Annotated in this window: 21 protein-coding genes; 7 read left to right on the top strand and 14 right to left on the bottom strand. The window is 71.3% G+C overall.

The window, feature by feature from the left end; genetic code table 11:
• Window positions 1-118 precede the first annotated feature (118 nt).
• A complete protein-coding gene (locus ABZV38_RS16505; protein WP_356327579.1) occupies window positions 119-451 on the top strand; it encodes a hypothetical protein in 333 nt (110 codons plus the stop codon).
• Window positions 452-544: 93 nt separating this feature from the next.
• Here the strand turns inward: ABZV38_RS16505 and ABZV38_RS16500 are convergent, their stop codons facing one another.
• A complete protein-coding gene (locus tag ABZV38_RS16500) occupies window positions 545-1,777 on the bottom strand; it encodes an MFS transporter (protein ID WP_356327577.1) in 1,233 nt (410 codons plus the stop codon).
• Window positions 1,778-1,927: 150 nt separating this feature from the next.
• Here ABZV38_RS16500 and ABZV38_RS16495 point away from each other — a divergent pair, with 150 nt between their 5' ends.
• On the top strand, window positions 1,928-2,917 hold the full coding sequence (locus ABZV38_RS16495; RefSeq protein ID WP_356327575.1) for a helix-turn-helix domain-containing protein: 990 nt from the start codon (window positions 1,928-1,930) through the stop codon (window positions 2,915-2,917).
• Between the two features lie 31 nt (window positions 2,918-2,948).
• On the opposite strand, the gene ABZV38_RS16490 is transcribed toward ABZV38_RS16495, so the two are convergent.
• The 3 genes from ABZV38_RS16490 to ABZV38_RS16480 all read right to left on the bottom strand — a co-directional run bounded on the left by ABZV38_RS16490 (window position 2,949) and on the right by ABZV38_RS16480 (window position 6,140).
• Window positions 2,949-3,998, bottom strand: coding sequence for a Zn-dependent alcohol dehydrogenase (locus tag ABZV38_RS16490; RefSeq protein ID WP_356327573.1), 1,050 nt, complete (start codon window positions 3,996-3,998; stop codon window positions 2,949-2,951).
• A complete protein-coding gene (locus tag ABZV38_RS16485) occupies window positions 3,995-5,146 on the bottom strand; it encodes an acyl-CoA dehydrogenase family protein (RefSeq protein WP_356327571.1) in 1,152 nt (383 codons plus the stop codon). Before ABZV38_RS16485 ends, ABZV38_RS16490 begins: the two co-directional genes overlap by 4 nt.
• Before the next feature lie 79 nt (window positions 5,147-5,225).
• Window positions 5,226-6,140, bottom strand: a complete 915-nt coding sequence (locus tag ABZV38_RS16480; protein WP_356327569.1) for an SDR family oxidoreductase — start codon at window positions 6,138-6,140, stop codon at window positions 5,226-5,228.
• Between the two features lie 100 nt (window positions 6,141-6,240).
• Between ABZV38_RS16480 and ABZV38_RS16475 the strand changes: the two genes are divergently transcribed.
• Window positions 6,241-7,167 (top strand): cyclase family protein, encoded by a 927-nt coding sequence (locus tag ABZV38_RS16475; protein WP_356327567.1) that lies wholly within the window; start codon window positions 6,241-6,243, stop codon window positions 7,165-7,167.
• 3 nt (window positions 7,168-7,170) lie between these two features.
• On the opposite strand, the gene ABZV38_RS16470 is transcribed toward ABZV38_RS16475, so the two are convergent.
• From ABZV38_RS16470 to ABZV38_RS16455, 4 genes are all read right to left on the bottom strand, one after another.
• Entirely contained in the window at window positions 7,171-7,665 is a 495-nt protein-coding gene (locus tag ABZV38_RS16470; protein ID WP_356327565.1) for an ATP-binding protein, read from the bottom strand.
• Window positions 7,666-8,183: 518 nt separating this feature from the next.
• Window positions 8,184-9,149, bottom strand: coding sequence for an acyl-CoA dehydrogenase family protein (locus ABZV38_RS16465; RefSeq protein WP_356327563.1), 966 nt, complete (start codon window positions 9,147-9,149; stop codon window positions 8,184-8,186).
• Window positions 9,150-9,156: 7 nt separating this feature from the next.
• Window positions 9,157-10,320 (bottom strand): acyl-CoA dehydrogenase, encoded by a 1,164-nt coding sequence (locus ABZV38_RS16460; RefSeq protein WP_356327562.1) that lies wholly within the window; start codon window positions 10,318-10,320, stop codon window positions 9,157-9,159.
• Window positions 10,317-11,522, bottom strand: coding sequence for an amidohydrolase family protein (locus ABZV38_RS16455; protein ID WP_356327560.1), 1,206 nt, complete (start codon window positions 11,520-11,522; stop codon window positions 10,317-10,319). Before ABZV38_RS16455 ends, ABZV38_RS16460 begins: the two co-directional genes overlap by 4 nt.
• Window positions 11,523-11,711: 189 nt before the next feature.
• Here ABZV38_RS16455 and ABZV38_RS16450 point away from each other — a divergent pair, with 189 nt between their 5' ends.
• On the top strand, window positions 11,712-13,256 hold the full coding sequence (locus ABZV38_RS16450) for an AMP-binding protein (RefSeq protein ID WP_356327558.1): 1,545 nt from the start codon (window positions 11,712-11,714) through the stop codon (window positions 13,254-13,256).
• 154 nt (window positions 13,257-13,410) lie between these two features.
• Here the strand turns inward: ABZV38_RS16450 and ABZV38_RS16445 are convergent, their stop codons facing one another.
• Complete coding sequence (locus ABZV38_RS16445; protein ID WP_356327556.1) at window positions 13,411-13,932, bottom strand: EF-hand domain-containing protein; 522 nt, start codon at window positions 13,930-13,932, stop codon at window positions 13,411-13,413.
• A 93-nt stretch (window positions 13,933-14,025) separates the two neighbouring features.
• A complete protein-coding gene (locus tag ABZV38_RS16440; protein WP_356327554.1) occupies window positions 14,026-14,400 on the bottom strand; it encodes an STAS domain-containing protein in 375 nt (124 codons plus the stop codon).
• Window positions 14,401-14,677: 277 nt separating this feature from the next.
• Here ABZV38_RS16440 and ABZV38_RS16435 point away from each other — a divergent pair, with 277 nt between their 5' ends.
• Together ABZV38_RS16435 and ABZV38_RS16430 are read left to right on the top strand one after the other, a co-directional pair.
• Window positions 14,678-15,307, top strand: a complete 630-nt coding sequence (locus tag ABZV38_RS16435) for a sigma-70 family RNA polymerase sigma factor (protein ID WP_356327552.1) — start codon at window positions 14,678-14,680, stop codon at window positions 15,305-15,307.
• Window positions 15,304-16,755 carry a maleylpyruvate isomerase N-terminal domain-containing protein gene (locus ABZV38_RS16430; protein WP_356327550.1) on the top strand — a complete coding sequence of 484 codons (1,452 nt, stop codon included), beginning with the start codon at window positions 15,304-15,306 and terminating at the stop codon, window positions 16,753-16,755. The genes ABZV38_RS16435 and ABZV38_RS16430 overlap by 4 nt, the downstream gene beginning before the upstream one ends.
• Window positions 16,756-16,795: 40 nt before the next feature.
• Here the strand turns inward: ABZV38_RS16430 and purU are convergent, their stop codons facing one another.
• Entirely contained in the window at window positions 16,796-17,674 is an 879-nt protein-coding gene (gene purU / locus ABZV38_RS16425; protein WP_356327548.1) for a formyltetrahydrofolate deformylase, read from the bottom strand.
• 28 nt (window positions 17,675-17,702) lie between these two features.
• Complete coding sequence (locus tag ABZV38_RS16420) at window positions 17,703-18,149, bottom strand: hypothetical protein (protein WP_356327645.1); 447 nt, start codon at window positions 18,147-18,149, stop codon at window positions 17,703-17,705.
• A 174-nt stretch (window positions 18,150-18,323) separates the two neighbouring features.
• Here ABZV38_RS16420 and ABZV38_RS16415 point away from each other — a divergent pair, with 174 nt between their 5' ends.
• A complete protein-coding gene (locus tag ABZV38_RS16415) occupies window positions 18,324-19,604 on the top strand; it encodes an ABC transporter substrate-binding protein (protein ID WP_356327643.1) in 1,281 nt (426 codons plus the stop codon).
• Window positions 19,605-19,756: 152 nt separating this feature from the next.
• Here the strand turns inward: ABZV38_RS16415 and ABZV38_RS16410 are convergent, their stop codons facing one another.
• Window positions 19,757-21,115 carry a hypothetical protein gene (locus ABZV38_RS16410; RefSeq protein ID WP_356327547.1) on the bottom strand — a complete coding sequence of 453 codons (1,359 nt, stop codon included), beginning with the start codon at window positions 21,113-21,115 and terminating at the stop codon, window positions 19,757-19,759.
• Between the two features lie 147 nt (window positions 21,116-21,262).
• Window positions 21,263-22,645 (bottom strand): transcriptional regulator, encoded by a 1,383-nt coding sequence (locus ABZV38_RS16405; protein ID WP_356327545.1) that lies wholly within the window; start codon window positions 22,643-22,645, stop codon window positions 21,263-21,265.
• Between the last annotated feature and the right edge of the window lie 93 nt (window positions 22,646-22,738).

Raw genomic sequence — 22,738 nt, 5'->3', positions numbered from 1 at the left:
CCGAGGGTCATCGTTCGCAGGGATCGGGCCACAGGGAAGGCGTACGATCATCCGTCGGCCGGGGCGTACGCTCACCCGGCCGGATGAGACGGACGAGCCGATCGAACCGGGGAATCTCATGCAATGGGTCGCGCGTCAGCAGTTCCATCACCGTTCCGCACTGATGCAGGCATGGGGCGCCGGGCTGCTTCTCATCGCCGTCGGGCTGTGGATCTGGCTGGCGTTCCTGCTGGTGGATCAGGCGGACGCGTACTGCTACCGCGTCACCATGCAGTGCGCGGTGGTGTCGGAGCTGCCCAGGCAGCTCACCGTCCTGGCGGCCGCCGGGCCGCTGTCCGTCCTCGGCTCCGCGCTGCTCGTCGGCGGCAGTGTGCACAGGCAGACCAGTGCGCATGTCTTTCAGGTCATCGAGATGCAGAAGTCCGAGGAGCGGGACCGGCAGAAGCGCTGACGGTCGTGGGCCCGGCCCGGTCCTGGAGCCGTCCGGGCGTCCGACACGCGGTGCACGGCCCGGGCCGTTCCCGCCCCCCTGCTGCTGCCCGGCTCACCCGATCCGCTCCAGGCGGCGGATCGGGCGGGCCGCCAGCAGCACCCCCACCACCAACGCGTTGATCACTGCTCCGGCCAGCAGCACTTCCGAAGCGCCCACCGCGTCCGCGACCGGTCCTGCCAGCGCGCGGCCCGCCGCCAGCATCAGCAGGGAGCCCGCCACGTCGTAGGCGTGGAGCCGGTTCAACGCCTCCGGCGGGACATGCGTCTGGACCGTCGTCGACCACATCACCAGCCAGAACGCGAACACCGCGCCCGCGACGAACTGTCCGGCCCCCAGCGCGAATACCCGCATCCCGAGACCCAGCACCACCAGGTTCACGCACACCCCGGTCAGGGCGATCGCGCCCGCCGCGAGCGGGCGGCGCGGTCTCAGCCGCAGAGCCAGCAGGCCGCCGACCACGCTGCCCGCGCCGTTCACCGCCATCATCACGCCGTACGTCCCCGAGCCGTGCGTCTCGGTGACCTCGACCGCAGTCAGCGGGAGCATCGGGCCCATCACGGTGAAGCCGTACACCGTCCAGATCGCGATCACCCCCCACAGCCAGCTGCGCGCCCTGAACTCCCGCCAGCCATCCACCAGTTCGGCGACGAATGTGCCGCGTGACGCCTCGTCCGACGGCATCGGGGCGAGCCGCAGCAGAAAGAGGCAGACGCCGGAGACCGCGAACGTCGACGCGTTCGCGGCGTACACCGCGCCGGCGCTCGCCAGCCCGACCAGCAGCCCCGCGAAGGCGGGACCGGCCATGGTCATCAGCGCCTCGGAGACCCGGAGCACCGCGTTGCCGCGCTGCACGTCCAGCGACACCCGGGGCACGGTCGATGCGACACCCGGCTGGAAGAGCGCGGCGCCGACGCCGGCCACCGAACTCAGTGCGTACACCGCCCACAGCGGCGGGTTGCCGGTGGCGAAGGAGATGGCCAGCGCGGAGGCCCCGACCAGCCGCAGCGCGTCGGCGATGATCATCATCCGGCGCGGGGTGAACCGATCCGCCAGTACACCGCCGAAGAGCACGAAGAGCGCCAGCGGCCCCATCCAGGCGGCCAGCGCGAAGCCCACGGAGGAGTGCGGCCGGCCGGCCCCCAGCAGACCCGCGGTGAGCGCCACCGGGATCATGCCGTCGCCGAAGAGTGCGGCGGTACGGGCGATGAAGAAGAGCCGGAAGTTACGGTTCCAGAGCTCGCTTCCCGGTCGCTCACCGTCCCGTCGCGCAGCCAGGGGCGGCAAGGAAGCCGTAGGGCCGGGGGAGGACGAAGGGGATGGGGCGCTCTCGCGGATCACGCCGGGAATGCACTCGTGCTCTGCTGACTTTTCCTTCACAGCAGTGACATGTATCAGTTTAAGGTCTATACCACTAGGGGTGAAAGGGAGTCCGCCATGCGGCATCGAGTCGTCGTCCTGGCCCTCGACGGGCTGCTCCCTTTCGAACTGGGCATCCCACAAAGGATCTTCGGCCTGGCGCACGGTTCCGAGCCCGGTGACCGGGGCCGGAAGCTGTACGAAGTCGTGACCTGTTCCGTCCGCCCACCGGGACCGGTCACCACCGACGCGGACTTCACCATCACCGTCGAGCGCGGCCCCGAGGCGCTGGCCACCGCCGACACGGTCGTCATCCCCTCCTCCTACGAACTCGGCCCCGTCTACGAGGAAGGCAGGCTGACGGACGCGCTGGCCGCCGCGCTCGCGTACATCAGGCCCGGCACCCGGCTCGTCTCGATCTGCACGGGCAGTTACGTGCTTGCCGCCGCCGGGCGCCTCGACGGACGTCCCGCCACCACGCACTGGTCGCACGCCGACCACTTCCGGCAGCTGTTCCCGCAGGTCCGGGTCGACCCCGACGTCCTGTTCATCGACGACGGGGACGTCCTCACGTCCGCCGGGGTCGCCGCCGGGATCGACCTCTGCCTGCACATCGTGCGCCGCGACCACGGCACGGCCGTCGCCAATGACGTCGCCCGCCGCGCGGTCGTGCCGCCGCACCGCGACGGCGGGCAGGCGCAGTACATCCAACGCCCCGTCCCCGAGGCACAGTTCGCAACCACGACGCGCGCGCGGGCCTGGGCGCTCGGGCGGCTCGACCGGCCGATCCTGCTGCGCGACATGGCGCAGCAGGAGTCGATGAGCGTACGGACGTTCACGCGCCGGTTCCGTGAGGAGGTCGGGATCAGCCCCGGGCAGTGGCTGACCCAGCAGCGGGTGGAGCGGGCACGGGGACTGCTGGAGTCCACGGACCTGTCGGTCGACCAGGTGGCACGGGACGCGGGGTTCGGGACGGCGACGTCGCTGCGCCAGCACATCCAGGCGGCGCTGAGTGTGTCACCGACGATGTACCGGCGGACGTTCCGCGCGGGGGCGGGGGGCCGATGAGGGCGCGGATGCGGATGCGACGCCCGGGGAGCTAGAACACCAGCACGCCGCGCGCCACCCGCCCGTGGTGCGCGTCGTCCGCCGCCTTCGCGAAGTCCTCCACCGGGTACGTCTCCGTCACCAGCTCGTCGAGGAGCAGCCGGCCGTCCCGGTACAGGTCCGCGTAGAGCGCGATGTCGCGCTGCGGGCGCGAGGAGCCGTACCGGCAGCCCAGGATCGACTTGTCCAGGTACATCGACGAGACCAGGAACGACGCCTCCGCCGTCGCCGCCGGGACACCCAGCAGGATCGCCTGGCCGTGCCGGTCCAGGAGGTCGATCGCCTGCCGGATCAGTTCCGTGCGGCCCACGCACTCGAAGGCGTGGTCGGCGCCGGTCGGCAGGATCTCGCGCACGCCCTCCGCCGACGGCAGGAAGTGCGTCGCGCCGAACTGCCGTGCCACCGCCTCCTTCGCCGGGTTGGCGTCCACCGCGACGATCGTCAGCGCACCCGCGATCCGCGCGCCCTGGATCACATTGAGCCCGATGCCGCCGGTGCCGATCACGACGACCGTGTCGCCGCGGTCGACCTTCGCCCGGTTGAGCACGGCTCCGACTCCCGTCAGCACACCGCAGCCGATCAGGGCGGCCGACGTCAGCGGGATGTCGGCGGGGATCTTCACCGCCTGCACGGCCTTGACGAGGGTCCGTTCGGCGAAGGCGGAGTTGGAGGCGAACTGGTACAGCGGCTTGCCGCCCCGCGAGAACGGCTGTCCGGGCATCCCGATCGCCTTGCGGCACATCGTCGGCCTCCCCCGGTCGCACTGGGCGCACGCGCCGCAGCTGGCCAGCGTGGACAGCGAGACATGGTCGCCGGGCACGACATGCGTGACGCCCGCGCCGACCGCCTCCACCACGCCCGCGCCCTCGTGCCCGAGCACCACCGGCAGCGGGAACGGAATGGTCCCGTCCACGACCGACAGATCGCTGTGGCACAGGCCGGCGGCGGCCAGCGCGACGAGCACCTCACCGGGGCCCGGGTCGCGTATCTCCAGGTCGTCGACGACCTCGGTCCGCTTGCCGTCGAAGACGACGCCTCTCATCTCGGCTCCCTCGGTAGGCCGAGCACCCGCTCGGCGATGATGTTCCGCTGGATCTCGTCCGAGCCGCCGTAGATGGTGTCGGACCGGGTGAACAGGAACAGGCGCTGTCCCTCGTCGAGTTCGTACGGTGTGGTGGGCGACCAGTCGTCCGGGCCCACGGCTCCGGCGGCGCCCCTGATCTCCACAGCGAGCTCGCCGAGGCGTTGGTGCCAGCCGCCCCAGAGCAGCTTGGCGACGCTCGGGGTGCCCGCGTCGCCGGAACCGCCCAGGGTGCGCAGGGCGTTCCAGCGCATGGTCTTGAGCTCGGCCCACTGCCGGACGAGCCGTTCGCGCAGGACGGGGTCGGTGACCGCGCCGCCGGCGACGGCGGCGCGGACCACGCGGTCCAGCTCGGCGGCGAAGCCGAACTGCTGGACGAGGGTGGAGACGCCGCGCTCCAGGGCGAGCAGCCCCATGGCGACGGTCCAGCCGTTGCCCTCGCCGCCGACCACCTCCTCGGCGAGCGCGCCGTCGAAGAAGACCTCGTTGAACTCGCTCGTCCCGGACATCTGGCGGATCGGGCGCACCTCGACACGGCCCGGCTGGTCCATCGGCACCAGCAGGAACGACAGTCCGTGGTGGCGCTGCGAGCCGGGGGTGGTGCGGGCGAGGACGAAGCACCAGTCGGCGTCCCGGGCGAGCGAGGTCCAGATCTTCTGGCCGGTCACGGTGTACCGGCCGGTGCCGTCCGGCACGGCGGTGGTCCGCACCCCGGCGAGGTCGGATCCGGCGCCGGGTTCGCTGTAGCCCTGGCACCAGAGTTCTTCGCCGCGGGCGATGGCGGGGAGGAAGCGCTGCTTCTGCGTATCGGTTCCGTACGCGAGGAGGGTGGGGGCGAGGAGATTCTCACCGATGTGGCCGACGCGGGCGGGAGCGGTGGTGCGGGCGTACTCCTCCGCCCAGGCGACCTGCTGGGTGAGGGTGGCGTGCCGGTTTCCGTAGCCGGCTGCCCCGGTGTCCCAGCCGAGGCCGATCCAGCCGGCGCGGCCCAGCTCCTGTTCCCAGGCCCGGCCGCCCTCGGTGGCGCAGGGCTGCGTGAGGTGGGCCTCCAGCCAGGACCGGGCCTCCTGGCGGAAGGAGTCGTCCACCGCGTCGAACGCGAAGTCCATGTCACTCCTTGGGTTCGGGGTCCTTGAGGCCATGGGGGAGGTCGAGGCGCGGGGTCCGGGGCGGAATCCCGGTGGGAGGTCAGGCGTTGGGCCTCGCCTTCGCCGCGGCCGCAGCCGCCATCGCCTCCAGCTGCGCCAGCATCGGCATCGGATCCACCCCCACCGTCCCCGGCAGGAAGTCGGCGATCCTCTCCGGTGTCCAGGCCCCTTCCGCGTACCCCGCCCGCAGCTCCCTCGGCTGGGCCCAGACCGCGATCTTCGGGCCGGCGATCGTGTAGACCTGGCCGGTGATCTTCTCCTCGCGGGCCCGTTCGCTCAGCAGGTAGACCACGAGTGCGGCCACGTCCTCCGGCTCGCCGATCTCCTTCAGTTCCATCGGGACGTTCGCGGACATCCGGGTCCGGGCCACCGGGGCGACCGCGTTCGCCGTGACGCCGTACTTGTGCAGGCCGAGCGCAGCGCTCCGGACCAGCGAGATGATCCCGCCCTTCGCGGCGCTGTAGTTGGCCTGGGCGACGCTGCCCTGATGGTTGCCGCTGGTGAAGCCGATCAGCGTGCCGCCGCCCGCCTGCTTCCGCATGACCGCCGAGGCCGCCCGGAAGACGGTGAAGGTGCCCTTCAGGTGGGTGGCGACGACGGGGTCCCACTCCTCCTCGGACATGTTGAAGAGCATCCGTTCGCGCAGGATCCCGGCCACGCACACGACCCCGTCGATCCGCCCGAACCGCGCCAGCGCCGTGTCCACGATCCGCTGTCCGCCCGCCATGGTGGAGATGTCGTCGGCGACCGCGACGGCTTCGCCGCCCGCCGCCTCGATCTCCTTGACGACGGACTCGGCTATCTCGCTGCTCGGTTCGCCGCCCTCGATGGAGACGCCGTAGTCGTTGACGACGACCCGGGCCCCCTGTGCCGCCGCGGCCAGTGCGACCGCGCGCCCGATGCCACGGCCGGCACCGGTCACGGCCACCACTTTGCCTGCCAAGAAGTTCCCCATGCCCGGCCCCTTCCCACGGTTTCTGACGGACCGTTAGATTTTACGGGTAGTCGGCTCCGTCAGCACAAGACCGGCGGCCCATCGATTCCAGGAGGTCCCCATGCCACTGCCGGCCGAGTTCCACGAGATCGCCGAGCGCGTGAACAACTGGGGGCGCTGGGGCGCGGACGACGAGATCGGGACGCTCAATCTGATCACCGACGCGGTGGCACGGGAGGCGGCGGCGACCGTCCGCACCGGGCAGCGGATCCCTCTCGCGCTCCCCCTCCAGCAGGACGGCGTGCAGAGCGGGCTGATTCCGGGGCGGGTCAATCCGCTGCACGCCATGGTCCAGATCAATCAGGAGATCTTCGGCCCCGGCACGGTCGCGACCAGCGACGACGCCGTGACACTCGGCCTGCAGGCGGCCACCCACTGGGACGCGCTCACGCACGCCTCGCACTCCGGGAAGATCTACAACGGCCGCCCCGCAGCCACGATCACCGCGCACGGCGGCGCACGGTTCAGCTCCATCGCCGCACCCCCACACCTCGTCTCACGCGGCGTGCTGCTGGACGTGGCGCGCGCCCACGGCGTGGACCGGCTGCCCGGCGACCATGCCGTCACCCCGGAGGACCTGGACGCGGCCGAGGCATTCGGCGGGATCCGGGTCCGGGCCGGTGACATCGTGCTCGTACGGACCGGGCAGATCCAGGTCTATCTGGCGGGCGACAAGCATGCGTACGCCTATCCGTCACCCGGTCTGTCGATCCGGACGCCCGAGTGGTTCCATGCGCGCGATGTCGCCGCGGTCGCCAATGACACGCTGACCTTCGAGATCTTCCCGGCGGAGATCGAGGATCTGTGGCTGGGCGTGCATGCGCTGGACCTGGTCGAGATGGGCATGCTGCAGGGCCAGAACTGGAATCTGGAGGGGCTGTCCACCGCCTGTGCGGAGGCGAAGCGCTACGGCTTTCTGCTCTCCGCGATGCCGGAACCGTTCGTCGGCGCCACCGGCACCCCGGTCGCCCCGTGCGCCGTCCTCTGACCCCTATGCGGAATGGGTGACGACGGTGGGCGACGGCTCGTACACGCCCGCCCCGTGCGCCCCCGCCTGCATCTGGACCTGCACCACCGGTGCCCCCCGGTCCACCTCGCACCAGATCGACTTGCCGGCGCCTTCCGGCTGCCAGCCCCAGCGGTCGGCGAGGCCGTCGACCAGCTCCAGGCCCCGGCCTCCGGTGTCCTCGCCCGCCGCGTGCCGCTGCTGCGGCGGGCGGCAGCTGGTGTCGGCCACCTCGACCCGTACGGTCCCGGCCGCCCCCGCCGTTTCGGCCGCGCCGAACAGCATGCGCAGCACGGCCGGACAGCCGGTGTGGACCACCGCGTTGGTGACCAGCTCCGAGATCAGCAGGATGAGCGTCTCGGCCAGCGGCTCGTCGTCTCTTATCCCGGACCCGACCAGTCTCGACCGCGCCCATCTACGGGCCCGCCCGACCTCTGCGGGATCCGGCCCGACCTCCAACTGAACCTGAAGCACCTGCACCGCTCACACCATCCGAACCGGCGGACACATCGCCTCGCGCCTCCTCAGGGTCACGGAACGTGATTCCCTTACGAGACAGCATGGTTGACGTACAGTCACCGCAACAAGCGCTTCGGGCATATTCCAGCGCGAAGGAGTACGCGTGGTGCATACTGTGCGACGCACGTTGCGGGGAGTCGAACAGAAGCACACAGAGGGCACGGGAATCGTCCCCCGGGCAGGCCCGGCGCTTCTGACGGGAACACGAGCAAGGCACCTCGTCCGGACCGGAGTCGCCCCACGGGCAACACCCGGATCGCCCGGTTCCACAACCACTCGCATCCAACGGAGCGTACCCGAGCCGACGGCAACTGCGGCCCGTGACGAATCACGCAAAGGACACAAGCCGGTATCGGCACTTACCGACTGCACTGCGTAACTCCGTAGCGTGAACCTCAGGGGACTCCAGGGTCACATGCGTGCACTCGGCACCCATCAATCCGGTCTCGTCCCCACCCAGCCCTCGGTCCGCCGCGCGCTCAGCACAGATCGGCCGCAAGCGTCTCCTCGGCCTCGGCCGCCGTGAACCACTGCCCGGCCCGCAGCCACGCCCGCTTGAGGTGCAGATGCACGTCCGCCTCCCAGGTGAAGCCCATGCCGCCGTGCACCTGGAGACAGTCCCGCGCATTGCGGACGGCCGCCTCGTCGGCGAGCAGCTTGGCGCCCGCGATCTCGACCGGGTCCGCGGTCACGGCCGCCGCGTACACCGCGGTACGGGCCAGCTCGGCACGCACCAGCATCTGGGCGCACAGATGTTTGACCGCCTGGAAGGAGCCGATCGGCGAGCCGAACTGCTCGCGTCCACGGGCGTGCTGGACAGCCATCTCGGTGGTGCGGGCGGCGCTGCCGAGCTGCTGGGCGGCGGCCAGCAGGGCGCCTTCGCGCCGGAACCGCACCGCATCGGCTCCTGCCCCGGACAGGGGGTCCCCGAGCGCGGCCGGGGCCGGGGCCGTCACACGGTGCAGCGGCGTGAGCGGGTCGAGTGACCGTACGGGGCGGGCGGCGCCCCGTACGAGCGCGCGCAGCTCAGCCCCCTCCAGCACCCGCACCACCCCTCCCACCAGGGCGACCAGCGCGTCCGCCGCGCCCAGGTGGGCCACCGGCCGGCCCTCGTCCAGCACGGCCACCACCGCCCCGCCCTCCGCCGCCCCCTTCACCGCACCGGCGGCGAGCTGCGTGGCCGCCAGCGGTCCGGGCAGCAGCACCCGCCCCGCCTCCTCGAACAGCAGGACGGACTCGGACAGCCCGAGCCCCACCCCGCCCTCCGCCTCCGGCAGTCGCAGCGCGAAGAACCCGGCCGCGCCCAGCTCTCCCCACACCCCCCGGTCGACGTCCGTGCCCGCGTCGAGCGCCGCCCGCATCCGGTCCCGGTCGAAGCGCCCTGCGAGCAGCTCCCGTATCCCTGCCCGCAGGGCCCGCTGGTCGTCCGAAAGCTGGAAGTCCACAGTCCGCTCAGCGCCCCTTCGGCAGGCCGAGGATCCGCTCGGCGACGATGTTCTGCTGGATCTGCGAGGTGCCCGCGGCGATCGTGTACGAGAGCGAGGTCAGCCGGTCCAGGACCCACTCCCGGTCCAGATCGGCCCCGTCCGCGCCGAGCACCTCGGCCGCCGTGTCGTACAGCTCCTGGCGGGCCTGCGAATAGCGCAGCTTGAAGACCGAGCCGCCGGTGCCGGGCACGCCGCCGCCCCCGGCCCGCTGCGCCTCGCTGACGTTCCACTGGGTGAGCCGCCACAGCGCCCGGAATTCGGCGTTCAGTCTGCCGAGCGTCCTGCGCAGCACGGGGTCGTCCCAGCGGCCGTTCGCCCGGGCCTCTGCGGCCAGGGCGGCCAGGGTGCGACGGCAGGCGACGACCTCGCCGACGAACGCCGTACCGCGTTCGAAGGAGAGGGTGACCATGGTGACCCGCCAGCCGTCGTTCTCCGCGCCGACCCGGTGGGAGACCGGCACCCGCACCTCGTCGAGGAACATCTCGGCGAATTCGGTGGACCCGGCGAGCGTGCGCAGGGGGCGGACGGTGACGCCGGGGGCGTCCATCCGCATCGCGAGCCAGCTGATCCCGCGGTGCTTCGGCGCGACCGGATCCGTGCGCACGAGCAGCTCGCACCAGTCGGCGACCTCCGCGTGCGAGGTCCAGATCTTCTGGCCGCTGACCACGTAGTGGTCGCCGTCGCGGACCGCCCGGGTCCGCAGCGAGGCCAGGTCGGAGCCCGCTTCCGGTTCGCTGAACCCCTGGCACCAGATCTCGTCGCCGCGCAGGACCGGCGGCAGCCAGCGGGCCCGCTGCCCGGCTGTGCCCTCGGTGGCGATCGTCGGCCCGGCGTGCAGCAGCCCGACGAAGTTCGCGCCGACATACGGCGCCCCGGCCCGCTCCGTCTCCTCCAGGAAGATCAGGTGCTGTGTGGGGGTGGCGCCCCGCCCGCCCGCGTCGACGGGCCAGTGCAGGCCCGCGTACCCGGCGTCGTACAGCATCCGCTGCCAGGCGGTGTCGTAGGCCCGCCGCCCCGGCCAGTCGTCGGGGCGGGGCTTCGCGGGCAGTCCGGGCAGCACTTCGCCGAGCCACTCCCGCAGCCGCGCCCGGAACTCCTCCTCCTCGGGCGTGTACGACAGTTCCGTCACTTTCCGAGGTCCCGGTCGAGGTCCAGGCCGAGCATCCGGATCGCGTTACCGCGCATCAGTTTGTAGACGGTCTCGTCGTCCAGCCCCTTGACGTGGTCGAGGGCGACCTCCTTCGTGTGCGGGAAGGTCGAGTCGACGTGCGGGTAGTCGGTCTCGAACGTCGCGTTGTCCCGCCCGACCACATCGAGCGACGCGACACCGTGCTTGTCGCGGAAGAAGCAGCAGAACATCTGCCGGTAGTAGTACGTCGAGGGCGGTTCGGGGATCAGATCACGCACCCCGCCCCACGCCCGGTGCTCCTCCCACACGTCGTCGGCGCGCTCCAGGGCGTACGGGATCCACCCCATCTGGCCCTCGCTGTAGGCGAGCTTCAGCCGCGGGTACTTCACCAGCACCCCGCTGAACAAGAAGTCCATCATCGAGGCCATCGCGTTGTTGAAGGAGAGCGAGGCCTGTACTGCGGGCGGGGCGTCGGGCGAGGCGGCCGGCATCTGCGAGCTGGACCCGATGTGCATGTTGACGACCGTGCCGGTCTCCTGGCAGATCGCGAAGAACGGGTCCCAGTAGCCGGTGTGGATCGACGGCAGCCCGAGATGGGTGGGGATCTCGGAGAAGGTCACCGCCCGCACCCCGCGCGCGGCGTTGCGCTTGATCTCCGCGACCGCCAGACCGATGTCCCAGAGCGGGATGATGCAGAGCGGGATCAGCCGGCCGCCGCTGTCGCCGCACCACTCCTCCACCATCCAGTCGTTGTAGGCGCGCACGCAGGCGAGCGCGACCTCTTTGTCGTGCGCCTCGGCGAAGGTCTGGCCGCAGAAGCGCGGGAAGGTGGGAAAGCAGAGCGACGCCTCGACGTGGTTGAGGTCCATGTCCTTGAGCCGTTCGACCGGGTCCCAGCAGCCCCGGCGCATCTCGGCGCGGGTGATGCCCTCCAGCGTCATGTCGTCGCGGTCGAAGCCGACGGCGGCGATGTTCCGCTTGTACGGGAACTTCAGGTCCTCGTAGATCCACCAGTCGGTCGGCGGGCCGTCCGGATCCATGGTGATGACGTATTTGCCGCCCGTGTACGCCAGCTCGCCGATGCCCGCGGTGAGCGGCTGCGGGCCGCGGTCGCGGTACTTGGCGGGCAGCCAGGTCGAGAAGAGGTGCGGCGGCTCGATCACATGGTCGTCGACGCTGACGATCCGAGGCAGTTCCGTCATGGTGTCCCCTTCGGCGCACACGGCTCGTGCCGGATGCGTGTCCGGCACACATCCGATACGTATCTGATGACCCGTCAGATTCAGTTCGGCTCCCAGGCTAGCCCCGCACCCCTGGACCGACAAGGCGCGGCGCTCTACGCTCTCCGCACGATCTGACTACCCGTCAGCTACAAGGGAGCGGGGAACGCAGTGAACGAGACCGCACACGCCCTGGGCACATCGGCCACCTTCTGGGAGCTCATCGAGCGCCGCGCCGCGCTGACCCCGGACCGCCCCGTCCTCATCCAGGACGACCGCACCCTCACCTTCGGCGAGCTGCGCGACCGCTGCGAGCGGGTCGCCGCCGGGCTGTACGAGCTGGGGGTGCGCCCCGGCAGTGTGGTCGCCTGGCAGCTGCCGACCCGCCTCGAAACGGCGCTGCTGTCTTTCGCCCTCACCCGGATCGGGGCCGTCCAGACACCCGTCATCCCGTTCTGTCGGGACCGCGAGGTGGGGTTCGCGCTGCGCGAGTCGAAGGCCGGTTTCTTCGCGGCGCCCGGCACCTGGCGCGGCTTCGACCACACGGCGATGGCGCACCGGCTGGCCGCGGAGCTGGACCGTCCGCCGCTGATGTTCGAGGCGTACGAGCAGCTGCCGGACGCCGACCCGGCGGTGCTGCCCGCACCGCCCGCCGACGGCACGGCGGTGCGCTGGATCTACTGGACGTCGGGGACGACCTCCGACCCGAAGGGCGTCCTGCACACCGACCGCAGCCTGATCGCGGGCGGCTCGTGTCTGGCCCACGCGTTGCATCTGTCGGCCGACGACATCGGCTCGATGGCATTCCCGTTCGCCCATATCGCCGGGCCGGACTACACCGTGATGCTGCTGCTGTACGGCTTCCCGGCGGTCCTCTTCGAGCAGTTCGCCATGCCCGGCGCGCTGGACGTCTACCGGCGCCACGGGGTGACGGTCGCGGGTGGCTCGACCGCTTTCTACTCGATGTTCCTGACCGAACAGCGCAAGGACCCCACGGCCAGGGTGGTCCCCACTCTGCGGCTGCTGGCGGGCGGCGGGGCGCCGAAGCCGCCGGAGATCTACCACGCGGTCGCACGGGAGATGGGCGTCCAGCTCACCCACGGCTACGGCATGACCGAGGTCCCCATGATCACCATGGGCGCCCCGGACGACACGGTGGAGCATCTCGCCGAGACGGAGGGCCGGCCGCCCGAGGGCATGGAGATACGGATCACCGACGAGGACGGCAAGCCGCTGCCGTACGGCACGGACGGCGAGGTACGGCTGCGCGGGGAGGCCGTCTGCCGGGGCTACCTGGACGCGGACGCGACCCGGGGCGCCTTCGACGGGGACGGCTTCCTCATCACCGGCGATGTCGGCCATCTCCAGGAGAGCGGCCATCTGGTCCTCACCCGCCGGCTCAAGGACATCATCATCCGCAAGGGCGAGAACATCTCCGCCAAGGAGATCGAGGACCTCCTCCACCGCCACCCCGGCGTGGCCGACGCTGCCGTGATCGGCCTGCCGGACAGGGAACGCGGGGAACGCGTCTGCGCGGTCGTCGAGCAGCCGGCCTGGGCCGGCACGCTGACGCTGGCGGAGCTCGCCGGGTATCTGCGCACGGAGGGGCTCGCGGTGCACAAGGTGCCGGAGCAGCTGGAGGTGGTGGACGCGCTGCCACGCAATGAGACGCTGCGCAAGGTGCTCAAATACAAGCTGCGCGAGCAGTTCTCCTGATACACGGACCGACACACACCCCGCGGACCCCCGGGACGCACCTCCACCCCGGCCGCGCCGGTGAGGGTGGGGTGGGGCCGGGTGCGGCCCCGGCGAGGAGGCCGGCACCCGGCCCGGTCAGTGGCGCGCTACGGACCGATCCGAGGGAAAGGTCCTACGCGTCCGGTTCGATCACTGTGAAGTAGACGGCGAACGCGGCCACCGCGTCCTCCTCGGCGATCCGGCCATCATGGTCCGTGTCCAGACTCCGCGCCGCCAGGCTCGCCGATTCGGCACTCGCACCGAGCACCTTCAGCGCACGCTCCACGGCCGGCACCGCGGCCGCGCCGTTGTCGTCGTTGTCGGCCACGGCGATCGCCGCGCGCAGGAACGGGCGGGCGATCTCCGCGAAGCGCTCGGGGTTGTCACGCAGCCGTTTCACCGCCCCTCCCACGAACTCCTCACGGGTGACGCGCTGGTCCCCGTCGACATCGGCGATGCCCGCCATGCCCTGCCAGAAGGCCTCGGCCCCGGTGTAGAGCGCCTGGCCCTTGTCGCAGCGGGCCGTCGTGCCGAATTCGGCGAGCAGACGGGCCGCGGCGGCATTGAAATCGGCGCGATCGATGTATCCGTTGCCGTCCTGGTCGAAGGCGGCGAAACGGAAGGCGATCTTGCGCTCATACTCTGCGCTGTCCATGCGGGGAGCGTACGACGCCGAACGGCGTCACGTGTCACTTACGCGCGCCACCGGTGTTACAACCTGGTCTTAACGCCGGGTGGCGGATACGTTTCAGGCCGAGAGCGGCTCGGCCTCGTCGTCGACGGCCGCGTCCCGGTCGGGGTAGACCTCGAACAGCCGGCGCACGCCGAGGGCGGCCAGCACCCGGTTGACGTGGGAGCCCTCCTCGGCGCCGCGGGCGGGCAGGATCAGCCGCAGCCGGCCTCCGCAGGAGCGCATCAGGCGGCGGGCGGCGACCAGTACGCCGACGCCGCTGGAATCGCAGAACAGCACCTCGGAGAGGTCGAGCACCACATCGTGGCGTCCAACGGCGACCGCGTCGTGGACGCGCTGGCGGACGACCGGTGACGTCACCAGATCCAGTTCGCCGCGTACGCGCAGCACGGTCCATGGGCCCTGCTCGGTCTCGGCCACTTGCAGAGTCACGCGACTCGGCCTCTCGTTCCAGGGATCCCAGCGATCCGGAAGTATCCGTTCCTCCTCGCGGCTGCCCCACCGCGCACCCATGAAACACCGATCCGCCGAGGAAGACACAGCTGGTTTCAGGCAGAAATGATCACTTCAGGTCCGATTCCCACACCCTCGACGCCGCATTCCCTACCATCCAGGGCGTTCGCCGGGGCGTACTTGCCGCAAAGAGACGTGCATGGTCAGTACGGCCGACTACATTCGACGGGACGAGGGGTACAGGGCTGGGGGTCCTATGGCGAAAGACACACCACCCCGCTGGGACCGCAAGATGCAGCAACGGCTGGCACGCGGCGAGGCGGCTGCCCTCGGCGAGCTCTACGACCGTTTCGCCTCACTCGTGCACAGCCAGGCCCACCGGATGCTCGACGACGAGTCGGCCGCCGACCTGGTGACCCGCGAAGTCTTCGGTTACGTGTGGGAGAACCCCGACGCGTACGACCCCAAGCAGGGCTCGATGCGGTCCTGGGTGGCCCGGCTCACCCACCGCCAGTCCGTGCGGCGGCTGCGCGGGACAGCACCGTCCCCGTTCGCGCAGGGATACGACGACGGGACCGACGACGACGGCAGCGAGGCCGCCGGTGCGGAGGACACCGTGGCCCGGGAGGAGCTGGAGGAACGGGTGCGGCGCGCCACGGCCGCGGCCCGCGCCGACTACATCGTCGCCTCCATGCCCGCGCCGCTGCGGGCCGCACTGGAGCTCGCGTACATCCAGCGCAGGGACTACCGGCAGACCGCGGCCGACCTCGGGGTGACCGAGGACGAGGCCCGCCGTCGCCTGCGGCTCGGGCTGCAGCTGCTCTCCACCGCCAACACCCGCCCGCTCGAAGGGTCCTCGCCACCCGGATACGGACGGGCCCTGTGAGCGCGAACAACGACGCGGACGGACGCGACGGCAACGGGCACGACGACGAGGTGCGGGGCGCACGGCGCATACCGGGACCGCGGGCCGCCGCGGACGACTTCGACCTCGACGCCGTAGTGCTGCCTGCTCCGCGCACGGACCCCACGCAGGAGACGGACCCCACGCAGGAAACGGCACCGGAGCCGGATGCAGAGCCAGAGGCGGAATCGGAGCCCCCGGATGAACCGGCTGCACCGGCGGGGCCCACGGGACGTACGACACCCGCGGAACCCCCGGCGCCGCCGGCCCTGGCGACCCCGCCTGCCCTGGTGCTCCCCCACCGCGTCCTCAAGTCCCTCCTCGGTGCGTGGGCCCTCGCCGCCTGTTCCATCGAGGAGACCGAAGCCGTCGAGGCGCACCTCACCGAGTGCGCCGCCTGTGCGGACGAGGCGCTGCGGCTGCGCGACGCGGTCGGCCTGCTGCACACCGACGGCAGCCTGGACCTCGACCCGATGCTGCGCTCCCGGGTGCTCGAAGCCTGTCTGAGCCGCCGCCCGGCCAAGATCCCGGTGCCGGACTGGGCCGCTCCGTACGACGCGGAGACCGCCCGGCTCGACGCGCTGCTCCGTGACATCGGCGGCTCGGAGTGGCACGCGCCGGTGCGGCTGAAGTGGTTCGAGCGTGAGCGGGCGGTCAACCGGAAGACGACGGTCGCCGGGGTGATCGGCCATCTCATGACCGTCGACGGGCTGGTCAGCACGGCCCTCGGCCTGGACGATCCGCTCGGCGACGGCGCCGGCACACGGGGCGGGACCGACTCCGCGCCGGGCGGCAGCGTCCCGCTCTCCCCCGGCGCGCGTACCGAGGCGTACTGGTCGGCCGCCCGGCGCCCGCCCACCCGGGCCGTCCGCGAGCCCTGGCGCGCCCAGAGCCACGCCCTCATCCGCACGGTGTCCTTCGCCGGCCGCGGGGTCGCCGAACTCTCCGTCTCGTACGGGGACTTCGCCCTTCCCCTGCAGGACTCCCTGCTGGACCGGGCCTTCGAGTGCTGGCTGCACGGCGGCGACATCGCGAACGCGGTGGACTATCCGTACGAGGCCCCGTCCGCCGCCCATCTCCACCGGATGATCGACCTGGCGGCCCGGCTCCTCCCTGCCGCCCTCGCCGGACGGCGCCGGGCCGGGCTCGCGGGGCCCGCCCGCCATCTGGTGACGGCCGGTTCGCCGGGCCGTTCGCTCCATCTGGAGATCGAGGGCTCGGGCGGCGGCAACTGGTACATCGCGCTGGACTCCCCGGCCGCGCTCGGCTCGCCCGACCACGCGGTCGCACAGGTGGCGCTGGACGGCGCCGAGTTCTGCCAGCTGGTCGCGGGCCATGTGTCACCCGCAGAGGCGGCTGCCGGGCAGGAGGGCGACCGCGAGGCGATCCGCGATGTCCTGTTCGCCGCGGCGTCCCTCAGCCGACTCTGAGCCGTACCGCAGCCGCCGCTGAGCCGTACCGCCCGGCGGGCTACGCGAAGATCACCGTGCGGCGGCCGTTGAGCAGGATGCGGCGCTCCGCGTGCCACTTCACCGCGCGCGCCAGCGCCTGGCACTCCACATCGCGCCCGATTGCGACCAGCCCGTCCGGCGTCACACCGTGCCCGACCCGCTCGACCTCCTGCTCGATGATCGGCCCCTCGTCGAGGTCGGCGGTCACATAGTGCGCCGTCGCGCCGATCAGCTTCACTCCGCGGGCGTATGCCTGGTGGTACGGCTTCGCGCCCTTGAAGCTCGGCAGGAAGGAGTGGTGGATGTTGATGATCCGGCCACTGAGCTGCTTGCACAGGTCGTCCGAGAGAACCTGCATGTAGCGGGCGAGGACGACCAGTTCGACGTTCTCCGCGCGCACCAGCTCCAGCAGCTGCGCCTCCGCCTCCGGCTTGTTCTCCTTGGTGACCGGGATGTGCCGGAACGGGATGCCGTACGAGGCGACGAGCTCGGCGAAGTCCGTGTGGTTGGAGACGACGGCCGCGATCTCGACCGGCAGCGCCCCGATGCCGGCGCGGAAGAGAAGATCGTTGAGGCAGTGGCCGAACTTGCTGACCATCAGCACGACCCGCATGCGCTCCGACGACCGGTGGATCTGCCAGTCCATCCGGAACGAGTCCCCGACGGCGGCGAAGCTGGCCCGCAGCTTCTCCACGGTCACCGGGGCGTCCGCCGAGAAGTGGACGCGCATGAAGAAGAGACCCGTGTCGTGGTCGCCGAACTGCTGACTGTCCTCGATATTGCAGCCGGTCATGAAGAGATAACTCGACACGGCGTGCACGATGCCCTGTCTGTCCGGGCACGAGAGGATGAGGACGTACTGCTCGGGGGTGGTCTCAGCAGGCTGCGGCGCGGTCATGCCCGTAGCGTGCCACACCGTCCGCGATTCAGGCGGTTCTGGTCATGATGCGGAGCACGTCGAGGGAACGCGGCGGGACGTCCGGGTCCTCGCCGTCGTTCGTGGCGAGCAGCACATGGGCCTCGCGGGCGGCCCGTACGGCCTCCGGCCAGCCGTGGTGCTCCAGATAGGCGGAGACGGGGGCATCCGCGCCGACCTGGTGCATGATGCGCAGCACCCGTAGCACGGCGACATCGACGAGAGCGGACTCGCCGGAGTCGCGGAAGACCGTCCCGACGTATTTCTCGGCGGACCAGTTGTCCAGCCAGGTGTCCTCGACCAGGCGGTACACGGCGTCGGTGACGTCGCCGTACCCTTCCCGGCCGGCCAGCCAGCACTCGTGGTGGAAGACGGGGTCGGAGAGCATGTGCAGCGCCGAGCGCACATTGCTGCGCCAGCGCCACCAGGGAACGTCATTGAGCGGCATGCCGCCCATGGTGGAGGAGCGACGGCCGCGACGGGAAGTGTTCTCCGAACCTTGCTGCACGGTTGTCGATCGTACGTTTCCTTCCGCCGGGCCTGCACCGGCCCCCGCAATTCACCTGGACGTCACCGAGCGTTGAACGAAGCACACATCTGCGTTACCCGGAGCACGGAAATGTTCATGCCTATGACCGGATGGCGACGCCTCACCTCCCCCCGTCCCTACAAACTCCTCACATGTATGGCGGCGGCCGGGGCCTTGCTGATCACCGGCTGCGGTGTGCTCCCTGGCGCCACGGGGGGCTCCAGGGAACCCGTCACCGTCATGACCTGGGCCCCCAACGGCTCCACCGGCCCCGACGCGGCGAACATGGCCGGCATGACCGCCATGGCGCGGGCGTACGCACGCTGGGTGAACAACAACGGCGGGATCGACGGTCACAAACTGCTCGTCGTCACATGCAACGAGGGCGACACCTCGGTCGGAGCGGGGAACTGCGCCCGGCGGGCGGTCAACGAGAAGACGGTCGCGGTCATCGGCTCGTACAGCCGGCACGGACAGGCCTTCATGGCGCCGCTGGAGGTCGCCGGGATCCCGTACATCGGCGGCTACGGCGCCTCCGAGGAGGAGTTCAGCAGCTACGACTCGTACCCCGTCAACGGCGGACAGCCGGCGCTCCTCGCGGGCAACGCCAAACAGCTCGCCCGCGGTTGCGAGCGGGTCTCCGTGGTGCGGCCCGACACGCTGGGCGGCGAGAACCAGGCGTGGCTGCTCAACACCGGCCTCAAGGAAGCGCACCGGCCGGCTCCGACGGACGTCCGGGCCGCGGAGGCGGCGACGTCGTACGACGAGGCGGCCGGTCAGGCGCTGCAGGGGGCGGGAACGGCCGACGGGTGTGTGACGGCGGTGCTCGGGGACCGCACGGAGACGTTCTTCGACTCCTTCCGCCGGCTCGAACCGTCGTACGGGGACGTACGGATCTCCTCCGTGCTCGGCAGCGTCGACCAGCCGCTGATCGACCGCACCGGCGGCCGGGAGAGCCCGTTCGAAGGGGCGTACGTCACCGGCTGGTACCCGGACGCGGGGGACGCCCGCTGGGACGAGATGCGCGAGGTGATCCGGAAGCACGCCTTCGGCGACAACCGGATCGACCCGGACGACACGGGCGTCCAGACGACGTGGATCGCGTACACGGCGCTGAAGCAGATCGTCGCGGCGATCGACGAGCCGAAGATCACCGCGGGCAAGATCACGGTCGCGCTCAACCGGGGCGACCGGGTGGACACCGGCGGACTCACGCCGGTGCTGAGGTGGCGGTTCAAGGACATGCTGGGGTCGTCGGCCTACCCGCGGGTCGTGAACCGGAAGGTGACGTTCCAGATGGTGCGGAAGGGGCGGCTGGTGGCGGAGAAGAAGGGGTTCGTGGACGTGACGGAGACGTTGGCGGACGCCAGCGCCAAGGGATGAGGGAGCGCCTGCGGCGGCCCTGTTCCCCTACCCGGCCCATCCCGATACCGGGGGCTCCGCCCCCATCCCCCCGCTCCTCGAACACCGGACGGGCTGGTGTTCCGCCCGGCCGGAAGATCTGACCCCGGCGGAACACCCGGCCCGGCCCGGGATCAGAGCTCGGTCGACGATCGCCGGGTCAGCCCGTACTTCGCCGCAATCGAGTTCCACAGCCCCGACGCGCGCTGCTTCGCCTGGCTCGCCTCACCGCTCGCCACGGTGGCTTGAGCCTTCTCGGGCGTCGCACGGGCCTTCCCGTGCCTGCACACCTTCTTGCCGTTCTTGGCCTGGCGGGCCCACGCCGCGTAGTGGTCGTCGGCGGAGGCCGATGCCTGCCAGGCCTTCGTGAGCGCCTCGGTCAGCTGCGCGTGGTCGGGGAGCTTGTCCACGGACAGCCCCTGCAGCCGTGTCACCAGCTCGCGGCGCTGCTGAGCGGCACCCTGCAGATCCGTGACCGCCTGGTCCAGGTCCGTGCAGGACTCGGTCTTTGCGACGGCCCCGATCACGGTGGAACGGCTGTTGTTGCTGTCCGCCAGCAGCTTGTCGAGCTCCTCGGCCTGCGCCTTCGCCGGGTCGGCCGCCGCCTGCGTGGAGGGCTGCGCGGCGGGCGAACTCGCCGTGGCCACCGGCTGCTTGTCGTCCTTGCCCTTGTCGTCGCCGCTCATCAGCGCACCCGCGCCGAGCCCGATGATCGCGCAGCCGACGACGACCGCGGCGATCAGCGGGACGTGCGACGGCTTCTTGCGCTGCCCTGCCCGGCCCTGCTGCGGCTCGCTGTGCTGCGGCTGCAACGGCTGCTGGTGCGGGGGCTGCTGGGCGCCCCGATACCCCGCCGCCTGTCCCGGGTCGAACCGGGGCATCTGCTGCGTGGCACCCGCGGGCTCCTCGCTGCGGAACAGGTTGTCGAACTCGACGGGCGGCTGCCGTTCGCCGGGCGTCCCGGGTCTGATGCCGTACGGGGCGCCGCCGGGCACCGGCGGGATGTACTGCGTCGCATCGGCGTCGGGGGCCGGTGCGGGCGGCTGGACGGGGGCCAGGAACTGGGTGGCCTCCGCGGAGCTCTCGGGCGGGAGACCGCCCGGTGCGGGACCGGCCGGCACCGGGGCGATGTACTGCGTGGCATCGGCGCCCGCACCCGCGCCCATGCCCGGCACGACCTCCGGAGGCAGCGGCTGCGCGTACGGCAAGGGCTGCCCCTGGGGCTGCTGTCCGTACGGCGGCTCCTGACCGTACTGGTCGTACTGGCCCTGCTGGTCGTACTGGCCCTGCTGGTCGTACTGGCCGTGGCCGTACTGCCCCTGTGACGCCTGAGGCCCCCAGGGCTGGCCCCACGGCTGCCCGCCCGCCGGTACGGCCTGGTCGGCCGCTCCGCCCGGTATCCAGGGCTCTCCGCCACCTGCGGGCAGCACGACACCTTCGTGCGCGGGCCGTACAGCAGGGAGCTGTTCGTCGCCCTGTCCGCTCTGCGTCACCGGGACTCCTACGTGTAAACCTACGGAATCGTCGGCCCACGGTATCGGGTGACTGCCCCCCTTCGCCAAGCGCCCGTTGTCGCTCGCCACCCCTTCACAGGGGCAGTAACACACAGTGTCCTCACGACGCAGTTAAGGGGCGCCCGGTCAGGCCGCCTGGAGTTCCAGTCGCGCCCCGAACTCCCGTACCGCAGGCTCGTCCCCGTACGGCACGAGCCTCTGCTGCAGATCGTCCAGATACTCCGTGCCCCGGCTGGACCGCACCTTCCCCAGCAGCTCCATCGCCCGCATCCCCGTATGACACGCCTGCTCCACCTCGCGCAGCTGCACCTGCGCCGTGGCGAGCAGCACCAGCCCGATGCCCCGGCGGCGGGCCCGGGACTCCGGGTGGCCCGCCAGGGACTCCGACGCCCGGCGGGCGGCCGCCTCGGCCTGGCCGAGGTCGCGGTGGCAGTGCGCCAACTCGTCGGCCAGGTAGGCGTGGTCGAAGTGGGCGATCCACGCCGGGTCGTCGCCCGTGTCCGGCTCGGCGTGCTCCATAGCCGTCAGCGCCCGGCCCGTCATCTCCTGGCAGGTGCGGGCGTCGCCGAGCAGGGCGTGCCCGCGCGCCTCCGCCGCGTAGAACATCGCCTCGGCCCGCGGGGTGACCCGCCCCCGCGCACCCTCCTGCGCGGCCCGCGCCAGCTGCGCGATCTCCCGCGGGTTGCCGAGCTGGGCGGCGAGATGACTCATCGACGCGGCCAGCACATAGCCGCCGTAGGCCCGGTCGCCCGCCGCCTGCGCCAGCCGCAGCGCCTGGATGTAGTACCGCTGGGCGAGCCCCGGGTGCCCCGTGTCGACCGCCATGTACCCGGCGAGTTCGGTGAGCCGCGCGACCGCCGCGAACAGCTGCCGCCCGACCGTCTCGCGGTACGCCCCCGAAAGCAGTCCGGAGACCACGCTGTTCAGGTAATGCACCAGCACCGGCCGGACGTGGCCGCTGCCGAACCGGTGGTCGAGGTCGACCAGCGCGGCCGTCATCGCCCGCACCGCCTCGACGTCCGACATCCCGACCCGGGCCCCGGTGACCCGCGCCACCTGCGGGTCGGCGGCGGTGATCAGCCAGTCCCGGCTTGGCTCGACCAGCGCCGAGGACACGACCGCCGAACCGGACAGGAAGTCACGGCGGCCGACATCGCTGCGCCACAACTCGCAGACCTGCTCGATCGCGCCGGTCACGGTCGGCGCGAACTGCAGGCCGACGCCGGACGCCAGATTCTTGCCGTTGGCCATCCCGATCTCGTCGATCGTGACCGTACGGCCGAGCTTGCGGCCGAGCGCCTCGGCGATGATTCCCGGTGCCCGGCCGCGAGGTTGCTGTCCGCGCAGCCAGCGGGACACGGAGGTCTTGTCGTACCGGAGATCGAGGCCGCGCTCCGCTCCGACCATGTTGACGCGGCGGGCCAGGCCCGCGTTGGAACATCCAGCTTCCTGAATGAGTCCCTGGAGCCGTTCGTTCGGCTGGCGGGCGACGAGAGGCCTGGCTGCCATGTTTCCCCCTGAGGCCGCAGTGATCGATGGGGAGATCACTGCCCGGCAATTACACAAGAAATGCACACATTCATCGTGTTGGTGATTTCCACG

The sequence above is a fragment of the Streptomyces sp. NPDC005181 genome (assembly GCF_040608395.1).
GTDB lineage: Bacteria > Actinomycetota > Actinomycetes > Streptomycetales > Streptomycetaceae > Streptomyces.
This window is presented reverse-complemented; position numbering and strand designations above follow the sequence as displayed.

What these genes read in the sequence shown, in the direction of transcription:
- ABZV38_RS16505 (WP_356327579.1), top strand. Translation starts at nt 119, where the DNA reads ATGCAATGGGTCGCGCGTCAGCAGTTCCATCACCGTTCCGCACTGATG.
- ABZV38_RS16495 (WP_356327575.1), top strand. Translation starts at nt 1,928, where the DNA reads ATGCGGCATCGAGTCGTCGTCCTGGCCCTCGACGGGCTGCTCCCTTTC.
- ABZV38_RS16490 (WP_356327573.1), bottom strand. Translation starts at nt 3,998, where the DNA reads ATGAGAGGCGTCGTCTTCGACGGCAAGCGGACCGAGGTCGTCGACGAC.
- ABZV38_RS16485 (WP_356327571.1), bottom strand. Translation starts at nt 5,146, where the DNA reads ATGGACTTCGCGTTCGACGCGGTGGACGACTCCTTCCGCCAGGAGGCC.
- ABZV38_RS16480 (WP_356327569.1), bottom strand. Translation starts at nt 6,140, where the DNA reads ATGGGGAACTTCTTGGCAGGCAAAGTGGTGGCCGTGACCGGTGCCGGC.
- ABZV38_RS16475 (WP_356327567.1), top strand. Translation starts at nt 6,241, where the DNA reads ATGCCACTGCCGGCCGAGTTCCACGAGATCGCCGAGCGCGTGAACAAC.
- ABZV38_RS16455 (WP_356327560.1), bottom strand. Translation starts at nt 11,522, where the DNA reads ATGACGGAACTGCCTCGGATCGTCAGCGTCGACGACCATGTGATCGAG.
- ABZV38_RS16445 (WP_356327556.1), bottom strand. Translation starts at nt 13,932, where the DNA reads ATGGACAGCGCAGAGTATGAGCGCAAGATCGCCTTCCGTTTCGCCGCC.
- ABZV38_RS16435 (WP_356327552.1), top strand. Translation starts at nt 14,678, where the DNA reads ATGGCGAAAGACACACCACCCCGCTGGGACCGCAAGATGCAGCAACGG.
- purU (WP_356327548.1), bottom strand. Translation starts at nt 17,674, where the DNA reads ATGACCGCGCCGCAGCCTGCTGAGACCACCCCCGAGCAGTACGTCCTC.
- ABZV38_RS16420 (WP_356327645.1), bottom strand. Translation starts at nt 18,149, where the DNA reads ATGGGCGGCATGCCGCTCAATGACGTTCCCTGGTGGCGCTGGCGCAGC.
- ABZV38_RS16415 (WP_356327643.1), top strand. Translation starts at nt 18,324, where the DNA reads ATGACCGGATGGCGACGCCTCACCTCCCCCCGTCCCTACAAACTCCTC.
- ABZV38_RS16405 (WP_356327545.1), bottom strand. Translation starts at nt 22,645, where the DNA reads ATGGCAGCCAGGCCTCTCGTCGCCCGCCAGCCGAACGAACGGCTCCAG.